The organism is Flavisolibacter nicotianae (assembly GCF_003628535.1).
Lineage (GTDB): Bacteria > Bacteroidota > Bacteroidia > Chitinophagales > Chitinophagaceae > Flavisolibacter > Flavisolibacter nicotianae.
Genome location: NZ_RBCI01000001.1, coordinates 558510 through 571017 on the forward strand (window position 1 = coordinate 558510; position 12508 = coordinate 571017).

Below are 12508 nucleotides of genomic sequence, written 5' to 3' on the forward strand. Positions count from 1 at the left end.
ACAAAAGCGAATTATGGAGATGAGTGAATTGACAGGCATTGTTTTAGATGCTTGTATAAAAATCCATACAGAAATCGGTCCTGGATGTTTTGAACGGGTGTATGAAGAGGCTTTGAACTACGAGTTAGCAAAAAGGAAGATCCGTGTAGAGCGCCAACTGGCATTGCCAATTGAATACGAGGAAATCTTTATAGAAGATGCCTATAAGGTTGACCTGTTGGTGGAGGACAAATTAGTAATCGAAATAAAATCTGTTGAAAAACTAAGCCCCATCCATTTCAAACAGGCAGAACCTATCTGAAATTGATGAAACTTAAAAATGGAATTTTAATGAACTTTAATGTAGAATGGATGAAAGATGGTTTCCACAGAGTATTTAACAACGATGGTGTTTAACTCTTTCTCTCCTTTTAACCCTTATCTCTTAGCTAAAACATTATTATGGCAAAAGATCTCATCAACGGTTATGTGACCTCGGAAACACACAATGGCATTACGACGATTGAATTTTTTCACCCGCAAAGCAATTCCCTGCCGCACCGCCTGCTCACGGCGCTGGCCAACGAAATTCATACGGCCGGTATCGACCGGGAAACAAAGGTGGTGGTGGTGCGGTCGGCCGGCGAAAAAGCGTTTTGTGCCGGTGCTTCTTTTGATGAATTGACCGCAATTGAAACCAAAGAAAAAGGATATGATTTTTTTAGCGGCTTTGCCGAGGTGATCAACGCCATGCGCAAATGTCCCAAGCTGACGATCGGCCGCATTCACGGCAAATGCGTTGGTGGCGGCGTGGGCATCGCTGCGGCGCTGGACTACGCCATCGCAGTGGAAGGCGCCGAAATCAAACTGAGCGAACTGGCGATCGGCATCGGCCCGTTTGTGGTTGGCCCGGCTGTACAGCGTAAGATCGGCATGTCGGCTTTTTCGCAACTGGCCATCGATGCCACCATGTGGCGCAACGCCGACTGGGCCCGGCGCAAAGGCCTGTTTGCCGAATGCCATCCAACCATTGAAAGCATGGACGAATCGGTGAGGCGGCTTTCTCACCAACTGGCACATTCCAGCCCCGAAGCCATGAGCGAACTGAAAAAAATCTTTTGGCAGGACACGGAAGACTGGGACGCCCTGCTGACAAAGCGGGCAGAGATCAGCGGCCGCCTTGTGCTCAGCCATTTTACCCGTGAAGCCATTGCAAAATTCAAGGCAAAAGCAACGACCTAAGAAGGCAATCGACAGCCGTGAACGAAAGCGAACACCATAGCAACACATTGCTCACCGAAGAAGAAAAGCTCTGGCACATCCTGGAAGAGGTGAAAGACCCGGAAGTGCCAGTGCTTTCCGTGCTTGACCTCGGAATTGTCAGGGACCTCTCGTATAACAAGGGCAAAGTCACCGTTGTGATTACCCCCACGTACTCGGGCTGTCCTGCCATGGATATGATCTCGATGGACATCCGCCTGAAACTGCTGGAAAAAGGCTACCGCGACATTTCCGTCCAACAACGCCTTTCGCCGGCCTGGACCACCGACTGGATGACCGAAAGCGGTAAACAGAAACTAAAAGCCTTTGGCATTGCGCCACCCAATCCACGGCAACAGTTCTGCACACCGGAGATGTTTCGCGAAGAAGCCGTTCAATGCCCGCACTGCAACTCCTATCATACCGAGCTCATTTCACAATTCAGCTCCACGGCCTGCAAAGCCATGTACCGCTGCCTCGATTGCAAAGAAGCGTTTGATTATTTCAAGTGCCACTAGCGGGTAGATGCGCCGTTGCTTTCGTGTGGAAGAAAGCAATATCTTACCAAAAAAATTCTGCATGAAAAGAACTGCCTGCTTATGGTTGGCCTTCGCACTGCTGGCCACTGCCCATGCACAATTGTCGTCCGCACCGGCAACAGACAAAAGCACAACGGCGACACCACCCGATAAGGAAGAAAAAACGGGTCCGCTGAATGTTCTCAACCCCGACCGTTCCGTTACCACGGAGCACACCGTCACCATCAAAGGACAACGCATCCCCTACAAAGCGGTCGCCGGCACCATACCGGTTTGGGATGAAACCGGCAAGCCGGTTGCCGGCGTTTTTTACACCTACTACGAACGCTCCGACGTCAGGGATCACGAAGCCCGTCCGCTGCTCATTTCGTTCAACGGTGGCCCCGGCACACCATCACTCTGGATGGAATTGGGCTACACCGGTCCGCGCATCCTGAACATCGACGATGAAGGCTATCCCGTGCAGCCCTATGGCGTGAAAGAAAACCCGAATTCCCTGCTCGACATGGCGGACATTGTGTATATCGACCCGGTCAACACCGGCTTTTCCCGCATGCTGGGCAAGGACGGGCCCAAAGAAAAATTCTTTGGCGTGAATGCCGACATCAAGTACCTCGCCGACTGGCTGAATACATTTGTAAGTCGCAACAACCGCTGGAATTCCCCCAAATTTTTGATCGGCGAAAGCTATGGCACCACCCGTGTCTCCGGGCTTGCGCTGGAGTTGCAGAATGCGCAGTGGATGTTTTTGAACGGCGTGGTGCTGGTTTCTCCCACCACGCTGGGCATCGATCGCGAAGGGCCGGTTGGCAATGCCTTAAGCCTTCCATATTATGCGGCCACCGCCTGGTATCACAAAGCCCTGCCGGCAGACCTGCAGAAAAAAGACCTGGCCGAAGTCCTTCCCGAGGTCGAATCATTCACCATCGAGGAACTGATCCCGACCCTGTCGAAAGGGTCATCGCTCGATGGACAAAAACGAAAAGAGATCGCTGCCAAAATTGCCCGCTACGCCGGCCTGCCGGAAACGACCGTGCTGCGCAACAACCTGGTGATCCCGCCTTCGCTGTTCTGGAAAGAATTGCTCCGCGACAAAGGCTACACGGTTGGCCGCCTCGACTCGCGGTATTTGGGCATCGACAAAGCCGATGGCGGTGTGGCACCGGATTACAATGCCGAACTGGCCTCGTGGGAACACAGCTTTGCGCCGGCCATGAACAGCTACCTGCGGGGCGAGCTCAATTACAAAACAGATTTAAAATACTATGTCTTTGGACCTGTTCGCCCATGGGACAACACCAATGATCACACGGGAGAAAACCTTCGCCAGGCCATGGCCGAAAACCCCTATCTCAACGTAATGGTGCAATCGGGCTATTACGACGGTGCCTGTGATTATTTCAATGCCAAATACAACCTGTGGCAGATGGATCCCGGCGGCAGGTTCGCCTCCCGCCTGACCTGGAAAGGCTACCGCAGCGGCCACATGATGTACCTGCGCAAGGAAGACCTGGCCACCAGCACGGAAGACCTGCGTGCCTTTATCCGCAAAAGCCTTCCCAAACCCGGTGAGGCCGCAAAATATACCCGGCCGTTTTAAACCGGTAAAAGCAAAGCCTTTCTCTTTGTTCAACCCGAAGAAAGGCAAGGGCTTTCCATTGCGGTCCCGGAATTTTTCAAAACGCATTGCGTTAGCTTTGCCGTTTAATCCACACACATGTCTTCCATCCGTTTCGAAACCAGCGATTCGATTGCCTTCATCACCCTGAACCGGCCGGAGAAATACAATGCGTTCAACCGCGAGATGGCCTTGCTGCTGCAGGAAAAACTCGAGGCCTGCAAAAGCAATGATATCCGCTGCGTTTACCTCACGGGTAGCGGGCGGGCTTTTTGTTCGGGACAGGATCTCGATGAAGTCGTAGACCCGAATGGACCACGGATCGAATCGATTGTTGGCGAACATTACAATCCGATCATTACCCAGATACGCAAGCTGGAAAAACCGGTGGTAGCGGCGGTCAACGGCATAGCGGCCGGCGCCGGCGCCAACATTGCCCTTGCCTGCGATCTTGTGGTGGCTGCACAATCGGCCGGATTTATCCAGGCCTTTTCCAAAATCGGTTTGATACCCGACAGCGGCGGCACGTATTTTTTACCCCGCCTGGTGGGCTGGCAAAAAGCATCGGCACTGATGATGCTCGGAGAAAAGGTGGGTGCGGAGGAAGCCGAAAGAATGGGCATGATCTACAAATATTTCCCGGACGAAACATTCCCGGAGGAAGCAAAAAAAATTGCCTTTACACTGGCGAATATGCCAACAAAGGGTCTCGCCTATACCAAGCAGTTGCTGGACAATTCGTTTGAGAACAGTTACGAAGACCAGTTGCACGACGAAGAAATTTTTCAGCACCGTGCCGGCAGCACAGCCGATTACAAAGAAGGCGTGCAGGCCTTCCTCGAGAAGCGAAAACCAAACTTCAGGGGCGAATGAGTACACAGGAAGAAAAAGACCGGCTGGCAAAAAACGTTGTCGACCGCATGCTGCAAGACGACCTGTTCAGCCGGTGGTTGGGCATCGCCGTCGTGGAAATCCGGGAAGGCTATGCAAAGCTGCAACTGGGCCTGCGGCAGGAAATGATCAACGGGTTCGGTGTGACACACGGCGGTATTGTTTTTTCACTGGCGGACAGTGCTTTTGCCTTTGCCTGCAACAACCGCAACAACTTATCAATGGCACTCGACACCAGCATTACATTCACCAGGACCACCCATCCCGGCGAGGTGCTGACGGCCGAAGCAAAAGAACTGCACAACGGCCGCAGCACGGGCCTTTACCTGATTACTGTAAGCAACGGCGAAGGCGAACAGGTGGCGCTCTTCAAGGGCACCTGTTTCCGTACCGGTAAAACCCTCGTGCCGGCATGAAAGAAGCACTCCTCGATTTCTTCCGGCAGTATCCGAATCTTGCTTTAGCGACCAGCATTGCCATCAGTATTTTGGTTGCCGTACTGGGTCTTGTTCCCAGTGTTTTTGTCACGGCCGCCAACCTGCTTTTTTTTGGCTTTTGGGAAGGGATACTCGTTTCGTTTTTGGGAGAAGCGCTGGGTGCCGTGGTGGCGTTTTACCTGTACCGGAAAGGGTTTAAAAAAGAAGCGACGCACCAACTGGAAAAACACAAAAAAGTAAAAGCACTCCTCGAAGCCGAAGACAAAAAAGCCTTTTGGCTCATCTTTTCCCTGCGCCTGGTTCCGTTTGTCCCATCCGGCCTTGTGACCTTTGCCGCCGCCATCGGGCGGGTGTCGGCACCCACATTTTTCGTGGCCAGTTCGCTGGGCAAGGTTCCCGCCCTTTTGCTCGAGGGCTACGCCGTTTACGAAGTGACGGCCTTTGGCTGGCAGGGCAAGGTTATTCTCACCGTCGTTGCCCTAATCCTTCTTTACTTTGTTGCCCGGCAGGTATTCACGTCCAAAAAATAAACAACAGCATCATGGCCTTCTACCAATTCAACGGCATCAAGCCGGTTGTCCATCCTTCTTCGTTTGTTCATCCGCAGGCAACTGTTACCGGGCACGTCGTGATTGGCAAGGATGTGTACATCGGGCCGGGTTGTGCGCTGCGCGGCGACTGGGGCAAGATTGTCATTGAAGACGGCTGCAATGTGCAGGAGAATTGCACCGTGCACATGTTTCCCGGTGTGACCGTCGTGTTGCAGGAAGGCGCTCATATCGGGCACGGCGCCATTGTTCACGGTGCTACCATCGGCCGCAACTGCCTGGTAGGAATGAATGCCGTGATCATGGACGAAGCCGTGCTGGGTGATGAATGCATTGTCGGTGCGCTATGTTTTATCCGGCAGGGCGAAAAAATTCCACCGCGGTCGCTGGTAGTAGGTAACCCGTCCAAAATCATCCGCCAGGTGAGCGATGAAATGATTGCCTGGAAAACCGAAGGCACCCGCCTTTACCAGGCCCTACCCCGGCAGTGCCACCAATCCTTGATTCCCTGCGAACCGCTCCCGGAAGAAAGGGAACAATCCCCTTTAGAGCCAGGCAGTTACCAACCGTTCAAAAAAGGCTGAACGCGGCAAGGAATTTCATAGGGAAAAGTTGTAATTTAATCTCCCGATTCACCAACAAATCTTTTGTTATGAGAAGAGCTTTACCCCTGGCTTGCCTTTCCCTTGCCTTTAGCTTGTCTTCTTTCCAGTCTTTTGCACAGAGCGACCGTTTTGCCTATGCGATTACCGATCTGACCAAAGACGGAATGGGCTGGAATGCGCTGCGCAAACTGGACCTGCAAACTGGCCAGTACAGTGATGTGCTGCTCAACGGCACCGATGTGAGAAAAACAGCCTACGACGCTGTTTCCAAAAAAGAACTCGCTCCGCAAACAGACCCAAAATGGGGCAACCTGTTTCAGTCGCCGTTTTCCACCGGCGTAGCCGCTGCTGCGTACGACCGGAAGCACAACCGCCTTTATTACACCCCCATGTTTGTCGACCAGCTTCGTTATATCGACCTGAAGTCGATGAAGGTTTATTTTGTCACCGGCCAGTCGTTCAGTGGCGCAGGTGACATGCACAACGACGAAGCAAAGATCATCACTCGCATGGTGATTGCCGCTGACGGGTACGGGTATGCCATCAGCAACGATGGCTCATCGTTCGTTCGCTTTTCGACCGGTAAAAAACCTACCGTTGAAAGATTAGGCGAACTGGTAGACGACCCAGCCAACAAAGGCATTTCCATTCACAACCGCTGCAGCTCGTTTGGCGGCGACATGATCGCCGACGACGACGGCAATCTTTATATCCTCACGGCCCGCAACCATGTGTTCAAAGTCAACACGGAAATCAAAGTGGCCACACACCTGGGAGCCATTCAAAACCTGCCCGCCAATTTCACGGTCAACGGTGCCGTGGTGGATGGCAATGGCGACCTGCTGGTGAGCAGTGCCGTGGATGCATCAGCTTATTATGAAGTGAATCCCAAAGACTGGCAAGCGAGCCCATACAAGGGACTGAGCGCCGTTTTCCGCAGCTCCGACCTGGCCAACAGCAATGTGCTGGCTACTGCACGGACGAAAGAAATTACAACGGTTGTGGCCCCAACCGACAGGTTTGCCAAACTGGTGGCCGTGTATCCCAACCCGGTTACCAGCAGCCGCATTTCGGTCCAGTTCAATAAAGTGCCCAAAGGCGAGTACACGCTGCAGTTCACCGACATGCTGGGCCGCAGCGTCATGCAACGCAGGGTCAGCATCACCAGCCAGAACCAGTTGCAGGAAATCCTGCTGAACGAAAGCCATGCGAAAGGCCTGTACATGGTAAAGGTTTTGGATGCAGGCAAACAATCGGTATTCACGCAAAAAGTAATGGTGCAGTAAACACCTCACCACAGCCCTCTGGCCCCCTCATCCCCAAGGGAGAAGTGGTGGCCTCCCAAACCTCTCCAGGGAGGGGCTTACCTCCGCACAGACCCTTGCTTTTTCACAAGACTTCAAAGCCTTCATCAGTCATTCCGATGGAGGCTTTTTGCTGCCGTTTGGCGTCCTCGCCAACGGCCTTTCATTTTTGCCCCGGCGAGGCATCTTGTTAATAGAAGAAAGAAGAGGGGGAGAAATCAAAGCTCCGCAGGAGCGATATATTTTTTTATGGTGCCAGCAACAGAATATCTATGAAGCTCCCGTTGCGTCGCACACCTGTACATGCTGTTCATCGATCATCAGGGAAAAAGCAGATCGCTGATGGCAGACAGCCACCACGCAAGGCGGGCTTACTTCTGAATATAGCTCTGCAAAGCTTTCACATATGTTTCAAATGCGTCCACGCCTTTTGCTGTTACGGCGCAAGTGGTTTGCGGATAGTTGTCTTTGAATTGTTTTTTCACATCGATGTAGCCGGCTTCTTTCAGTTTTTGAATCTGCACACTCAGGTTGCCGGCCGTGGCGCCGGTCTTTTCTTTCAAAAAAATGAACTCCGCTTCCTTCACGCTGATCAGCAGTGACATCACGGCCAGGCGCAACTGCGAATGCAATATGGGATCCAGGTCTTTAAACACGGGCAACTGCTTTTTCTTCTCTCTTCAGCCGCCGGAACTCCCGGTTGGCCAGATGGCCGGGAATGATATAGCCGGCCAGCACGGCAAGGGCCTGCAGGATCATGACTTGTGCAAAATCCTGCGAGAACAACGCGGCAATACCAAATGCCCAGGCAACATACGCACCAATGACCGACGGCCGGAAATCGAGCGCCGTCCCGTAGATCAAAATCCAGAAGGCGTACAGGTTGATCAACAGGGCAAAACCAAGGTTCACAAAGGTCATGTCGGGCACACCATACCTGCGGGACAGCACCCTTGCGCCGATGTTGATGGCCACGATGGTAAAGATGATGCAGATAAAAAATCCTCCGTTTAGGCGGGAAAAAAGGTCACGGGTATAGGTTCGCACCCGCGCCGCTTTTTTCACGAAATAGCGCACCACGAGTTCGTATAAAAAAGCCAGCAATGTGACAAAGCCAAACAGGTTCCAGAAGAAAAATGTGTTGAACCAGCGGACCTGCAGGTTCAGGACTGTGAGCAGTGACGCCAGGAAGAGGAGCCATCCCCAGAGGATCCACCCCCTGCCATCATCTTTTTGTTCCTTTTTGGCCATGCTGATCATCTGCTGAATCAGCTGCAGGCTTTCGCGTTCGTTCAGTTGCTTTTCTTCCATGGCTACTTTCGGTTGGTTTGAATAAGATGACCGGGAATGATATAGCTTGTCAGGATGGCTACGGCTGCAATCAGCAGTTGATAATCGTAGGGCACCAGCACACACACGCAAGCAAGTATCCAGTTAAAAACGCCGCCAATAATCAGCGGCTTGAATTTTAAGAACATACCGCTCACAAAGGTTCCCAGCCCATAAAATAAAATGAAGAAAGGATATGCAATGATCCACCCGCCGCCGGAATTGCTGATAATAAAACTTAGCACAAAAAAGGAAATTCCAATTCCCATCCACAGGTACTTCATGCTGTCGCCTACATACGTGCTGTAACGGCGGCGATGTGCTTTGCCTGAACGAACAATGGTGATGATGACGGCCGGAATGATCATTGTCCACACGATGTAATGATGCGGATAGCGCACCACCACCTTTAAAAAGAATTGCGTCAGAATGGCAACAAACGTCAGCCACCCCCAAAACAAAAAGTGGAAACTGTTGGCGCCGATATCGCTTCGCACTTTTTTGATCATGCTTTCAATGAGCTGCAGGCTTTGTTGTGGTGAGAAGTGTTCTTCCATATTCTTTTCATTGAGACGGATACGGGCAAGATAGCCCCTATCCGGTGAATTTTATTTTAGCTGGCTCAGGAAATACTGCGCAGTTGGTCTTCCCCAGATCGGGTCGAGCGGGGTGGCCGGTTTAAAGGCATCATATTTTTTCAGTGCCGCTTCAAACAGTCGCCTGGCTTCTTCTTTACTGCCGCCAAACTGTTCGGGAGTAAAATACTTGTCTTCCGCTTCCAGCAAAAACGTTCGCGGGTTTTCGGGGTTCAGGGTTTTGGCCGTTTGCAACGCCTGTGCACCCTGCGCACCGTAAGTCATGTAGCGGTTCATTGGGTCGGCCAGCATGCGCAGGTTCGCGATCATTTTCTTCAGCACGAAAATTTCGGAGTTGTCTTTGGCCAGCGCTTCGGCTTTCGACAGCAGGGCCTCGGCTTTGTCGGCTACCGGGTCGGCGATTTCGGGCTTCAGGTTTCCGTTGCCACGGGAAAAGGCTGCGCTCACCTGGGCCAGCGAGGCATAGTAATAGGGCTGCCATTGGGTTTTTTCGGCATCGGCAATGCGTTCGAAAGCCGCCGAAAGATCAAGCAGCATTTGCGGGTTGCGCAGCGTGTCGATGGCCGCTACTTTGTCCTGCATCGCCTTTACATATTTTTCGCTCTGTGCATTGGCGGCTGTCAGCACACCGACGAATAACAGGAGGGAGAAGATCCGTTTTTTCATGATTGCTTGTTTTTGTTTTGAAGTTTGTTGTATTCTTTTTCGATGGCGTCGTGTTCGTTGTTTACATACGCACCAAAATAATGGAAGGCTAGTCCGATGCCCCATCCCAACGCCGGCCATACCGGCCAGGGCACGCCGTCGCTGCCATAGGTTTTGCCGCCGGTGAAGTACCAAAGCGCCCAAAAGAAAGCATTGATGACAAGATAGGTTGTCAGGTGCGTTTTAAAAGCTGCACGCTTTTTGGCAATGTCCCACAAACGAGGATCCCTGCCCTGGGGTGTTTGTTCGTCCATCATGGTCTATTTGTTTAACGGTTGATGTTCGACGTTTTTCATTCGAAATTTTCGTTTATCCTTTCCCTGTTCTCTGTTCATCCGTTCGTCAGTTCTTACAGATTGCTGTTGATCACATCCTGTGTTCTGTCGATGCCAAAGGAAATAAAAGCACCGATGAATACAAAGGTTTTGGTTGGCGGCACAATGGCTTCTTTCCGCAAACCGTTGTACGCATAATTGTAGCCAAACACCTGCCGGCTGCCCAGCACATTCGTTACGGAAAGTACCAGCACCGTCATTTGACTGCCGCCTTTTTTAAAAACATTCGGCAGGTAGTTTACACTCAGGCTTAGGCTGTTGAAATCCGGTGTTCGCCCCTGGTCAAAAATGCCAAACTTATTGGTGGCATTATCGTATTGGATATTGTAGTAGGGCCGGCCGGTGGCAAACTGGTAGTTGGCATTGAACTGCGTTTTCAGGCCGGTGATAAATTTTTTAACCACAAGATTGGCCGTATGCCTTGCAGCAAACGACGGCTCGATCTGGTAGGGATAATTCAGGAAGTCCCGCCGGGTGTCGAGAAACGAATACGACACCCAGTAATCGAAATTTTTTATGAGCTTCTTGTCCCTCCAGAAAATCTCGAATCCTTTTGCATAGCCTGCACCACCGTTGCCGGTAGCCGTTTCCCGGTTGTCGACCAGGGCCGTTTTCAGCAGGTGATCGTATTTCTTGTAAAAGGCCTCGGCGCGGAAGGTGGTAAGGCTGGTGAGCTTCTGGTACTGTGCAATGTAATGCGTGGCTTTTGCAAATGTGAGGTCAGCCGCCGGGGGCAGATAGCGGCGTTCCGGCGATTGGTAAAAGATACCATAGGCCAGCGATGCCTGGCTTTCCTTGCCCACTTTGTAGGCCAGCGAAACCCGCGGCGCCACATTGACTTTATCCAGAAGAGACGAATGTTCCAGTCGTGTACCAAGTTTGGCCGCCAGGCTGTTGGTGAGGTATACATCGCCTTCGGCAAAAAGGGCTTTCGTGTGTTCGGTTACGTAATTGGGATAGGTGTTGCCGTTGTACAAGGTGTAATTCAGCCGGTCGTCACTGTAGTTGTATTCGCCGCCGAAACGCAGGGCGCTCAGTCCTTTCAGGCGCCGCTCCACTACCGCCTTGGCGTTGACATAGATCCCATGGGTTTTCAGCCCGAAATTCTTGAACTCGAAATTGGTGACAACCGCCGGCCGGTTGGCCGCATCCTGCAGGTTGGCAGCGATGTCGTCGCGGTTGACGGAGAACGAGGCGCCGGTATTGATCTTCCACCGGGCTCCCAGGTTATCGCGGTACGACAGGTTGTGATACATGTTGAAGTTCGTCAGGTCAAACGCTTCCTTGTAACCAAGCGTATCGAGACTGGGATTGCGAAGGCCAGTGACGTTCTGGCTGAAATAGCCGTAATATTTCAGCATGCCGCTTTTGCCCACTTTGGTGCGGTAGTTGGCATCGCCGGTATGGAATTGCGGAATATGGAAAAAATCGGGCTTTGTACCCAGCAGGGCGAATGCCAATTGCACATTGGTATAGCCATAGTTGACACCCCACGAGGATCTTTGATTGGCCGCCAGCTTTTGCATGCCGGCGCTCACGCTGATGGGCGAAAGGCCGATGCTCCCGGAGCTTCGCTTGGGCAGGTCGATCGACTCGAGGATCAGGGCAGATGAAAGTGCCTGCCCGTAAAGAGCCGAGTAGCCGCCGGCACTGAAAACAGTTCCCTTGAAAATAAACGGTGAGAACCGGCCACGCTGTGCCACATTGGGCACGCTGGTGTAAAAAAAGTTGTTCACCAGGGTGCCGTCGATAAAGGTCCTGGTTTCGGCAGCGGTGCCGCCCCGTACAAACAGTCCCTCCGACTCGCCAACCTGTTGGGCGCCGGGAAGGGTTTTGATCGCACCCGTCACGTCGGCATTGGCACTGGCCGTGGTAACGATATCGATCGAATTCAGCACGGTCGCTCGCTTTTTATCGCTTGCTTCGAAGGTGCCGGCCGTGATCACTACGGCCTTCATTTCGTTGATCTCCTCTTTCAGTGAAAAAGCCAGCGGCGGGATGCTGGTGCCCAGCATGAGTTTTTGCTCCACTGATTTATAGCCCAGCGCAGAAACCACGAGAACCCGTTCCCCTTTTTCCGTTGTGGCAAACCGGAAGGCACCGGACGAATCGGCGGTGGCGCCATCGTAAGAGTCTTTGATGGCAATACTGGCGCCGGCCACGGGTTGCCCCTTGCTGTCTTTTATTGTTCCGCTCACGATCGTTTGGGCGTGCAAACGGACGGTTTGCACCAGGAGCAACAGCAGGAAGGCAGACATTCTCATCGCGTTGTTAATTTCAATTCAAAAATAAAGTAGTTTATGATATAAACCAATTTTGCAAAAAAAATCCCCGCCTTTTTGAGGCAGGGATGCGTTACCGT

General features: G+C 52.2%; 16 protein-coding genes. 10 read left to right on the forward strand and 6 right to left on the reverse strand.

Annotated features, from left to right (window positions below):
* Positions 1-13 precede the first annotated feature (13 nt).
* From D6024_RS02360 to D6024_RS02400, 10 genes are all read left to right on the forward strand, one after another.
* On the forward strand, positions 14-301 hold the full coding sequence (locus D6024_RS02360; RefSeq protein ID WP_262670684.1) for a GxxExxY protein: 288 nt from the start codon (positions 14-16) through the stop codon (positions 299-301).
* 5 nt (positions 302-306) lie between these two features.
* Complete coding sequence (locus D6024_RS27545; protein ID WP_394338449.1) at positions 307-396, forward strand: hypothetical protein; 90 nt, start codon at positions 307-309, stop codon at positions 394-396.
* 45 nt (positions 397-441) lie between these two features.
* Entirely contained in the window at positions 442-1221 is a 780-nt protein-coding gene (locus D6024_RS02365; protein ID WP_121352606.1) for an enoyl-CoA hydratase/isomerase family protein, read from the forward strand.
* A 17-nt stretch (positions 1222-1238) separates the two neighbouring features.
* Entirely contained in the window at positions 1239-1757 is a 519-nt protein-coding gene (gene paaD / locus D6024_RS02370; protein ID WP_240409914.1) for a 1,2-phenylacetyl-CoA epoxidase subunit PaaD, read from the forward strand.
* Positions 1758-1818: 61 nt separating this feature from the next.
* The gene (locus D6024_RS02375) at positions 1819-3378 is read left to right on the forward strand and encodes a S10 family peptidase (protein ID WP_121352608.1); all 1560 of its coding nucleotides are present in this window, start codon (positions 1819-1821) and stop codon (positions 3376-3378) included.
* 117 nt (positions 3379-3495) lie between these two features.
* Complete coding sequence (locus D6024_RS02380) at positions 3496-4269, forward strand: enoyl-CoA hydratase-related protein (protein WP_121352610.1); 774 nt, start codon at positions 3496-3498, stop codon at positions 4267-4269.
* Complete coding sequence (paaI, locus tag D6024_RS02385; RefSeq protein WP_121352611.1) at positions 4266-4703, forward strand: hydroxyphenylacetyl-CoA thioesterase PaaI; 438 nt, start codon at positions 4266-4268, stop codon at positions 4701-4703. The genes D6024_RS02380 and paaI overlap by 4 nt, the downstream gene beginning before the upstream one ends.
* Positions 4700-5254: a TVP38/TMEM64 family protein gene (locus tag D6024_RS02390; protein ID WP_121352613.1), complete on the forward strand. Its 555-nt coding sequence runs from the start codon at positions 4700-4702 to the stop codon at positions 5252-5254. The genes paaI and D6024_RS02390 overlap by 4 nt, the downstream gene beginning before the upstream one ends.
* 11 nt (positions 5255-5265) lie before the next feature.
* Positions 5266-5856, forward strand: coding sequence for an acyltransferase (locus D6024_RS02395; protein WP_121352615.1), 591 nt, complete (start codon positions 5266-5268; stop codon positions 5854-5856).
* Positions 5857-5924: 68 nt separating this feature from the next.
* A complete protein-coding gene (locus D6024_RS02400) occupies positions 5925-7163 on the forward strand; it encodes a T9SS type A sorting domain-containing protein (RefSeq protein WP_121352618.1) in 1239 nt (412 codons plus the stop codon).
* 389 nt (positions 7164-7552) lie between these two features.
* Here D6024_RS02400 and D6024_RS02405 read toward each other — a convergent pair whose 3' ends face one another.
* From D6024_RS02405 to D6024_RS02430, 6 genes are all read right to left on the reverse strand, one after another.
* Positions 7553-7837 carry a winged helix-turn-helix domain-containing protein gene (locus tag D6024_RS02405; RefSeq protein WP_121352620.1) on the reverse strand — a complete coding sequence of 95 codons (285 nt, stop codon included), beginning with the start codon at positions 7835-7837 and terminating at the stop codon, positions 7553-7555.
* Positions 7830-8492, reverse strand: coding sequence for a hypothetical protein (locus D6024_RS02410; protein WP_121352622.1), 663 nt, complete (start codon positions 8490-8492; stop codon positions 7830-7832). The genes D6024_RS02405 and D6024_RS02410 overlap by 8 nt, the downstream gene beginning before the upstream one ends.
* A 2-nt stretch (positions 8493-8494) precedes the next feature.
* The gene (locus D6024_RS02415; RefSeq protein WP_121352624.1) at positions 8495-9067 is read right to left on the reverse strand and encodes a hypothetical protein; all 573 of its coding nucleotides are present in this window, start codon (positions 9065-9067) and stop codon (positions 8495-8497) included.
* A 51-nt stretch (positions 9068-9118) separates the two neighbouring features.
* Positions 9119-9772: a hypothetical protein gene (locus D6024_RS02420; RefSeq protein ID WP_121352626.1), complete on the reverse strand. Its 654-nt coding sequence runs from the start codon at positions 9770-9772 to the stop codon at positions 9119-9121.
* Entirely contained in the window at positions 9769-10068 is a 300-nt protein-coding gene (locus tag D6024_RS02425; protein ID WP_205573208.1) for a 2TM domain-containing protein, read from the reverse strand. Before D6024_RS02425 ends, D6024_RS02420 begins: the two co-directional genes overlap by 4 nt.
* A 92-nt stretch (positions 10069-10160) precedes the next feature.
* Positions 10161-12410 carry a TonB-dependent receptor gene (locus tag D6024_RS02430; RefSeq protein ID WP_121352628.1) on the reverse strand — a complete coding sequence of 750 codons (2250 nt, stop codon included), beginning with the start codon at positions 12408-12410 and terminating at the stop codon, positions 10161-10163.
* Positions 12411-12508 lie beyond the last annotated feature (98 nt).

Excerpts from the sequence above, each read along its gene's own strand:
- D6024_RS02360 (WP_262670684.1), top strand. The coding sequence starts at position 14 with ATGGAGATGAGTGAATTGACAGGCATTGTTTTAGATGCTTGTATAAAA.
- D6024_RS27545 (WP_394338449.1), top strand. The coding sequence starts at position 307 with ATGAAACTTAAAAATGGAATTTTAATGAACTTTAATGTAGAATGGATG.
- D6024_RS02365 (WP_121352606.1), top strand. The coding sequence starts at position 442 with ATGGCAAAAGATCTCATCAACGGTTATGTGACCTCGGAAACACACAAT.
- D6024_RS02375 (WP_121352608.1), top strand. The coding sequence starts at position 1,819 with ATGAAAAGAACTGCCTGCTTATGGTTGGCCTTCGCACTGCTGGCCACT.
- D6024_RS02380 (WP_121352610.1), top strand. The coding sequence starts at position 3,496 with ATGTCTTCCATCCGTTTCGAAACCAGCGATTCGATTGCCTTCATCACC.
- paaI (WP_121352611.1), top strand. The coding sequence starts at position 4,266 with ATGAGTACACAGGAAGAAAAAGACCGGCTGGCAAAAAACGTTGTCGAC.
- D6024_RS02390 (WP_121352613.1), top strand. The coding sequence starts at position 4,700 with ATGAAAGAAGCACTCCTCGATTTCTTCCGGCAGTATCCGAATCTTGCT.
- D6024_RS02395 (WP_121352615.1), top strand. The coding sequence starts at position 5,266 with ATGGCCTTCTACCAATTCAACGGCATCAAGCCGGTTGTCCATCCTTCT.
- D6024_RS02400 (WP_121352618.1), top strand. The coding sequence starts at position 5,925 with ATGAGAAGAGCTTTACCCCTGGCTTGCCTTTCCCTTGCCTTTAGCTTG.
- D6024_RS02410 (WP_121352622.1), bottom strand. The coding sequence starts at position 8,492 with ATGGAAGAAAAGCAACTGAACGAACGCGAAAGCCTGCAGCTGATTCAG.
- D6024_RS02415 (WP_121352624.1), bottom strand. The coding sequence starts at position 9,067 with ATGGAAGAACACTTCTCACCACAACAAAGCCTGCAGCTCATTGAAAGC.
- D6024_RS02420 (WP_121352626.1), bottom strand. The coding sequence starts at position 9,772 with ATGAAAAAACGGATCTTCTCCCTCCTGTTATTCGTCGGTGTGCTGACA.
- D6024_RS02425 (WP_205573208.1), bottom strand. The coding sequence starts at position 10,068 with ATGATGGACGAACAAACACCCCAGGGCAGGGATCCTCGTTTGTGGGAC.
- D6024_RS02430 (WP_121352628.1), bottom strand. The coding sequence starts at position 12,410 with ATGAGAATGTCTGCCTTCCTGCTGTTGCTCCTGGTGCAAACCGTCCGT.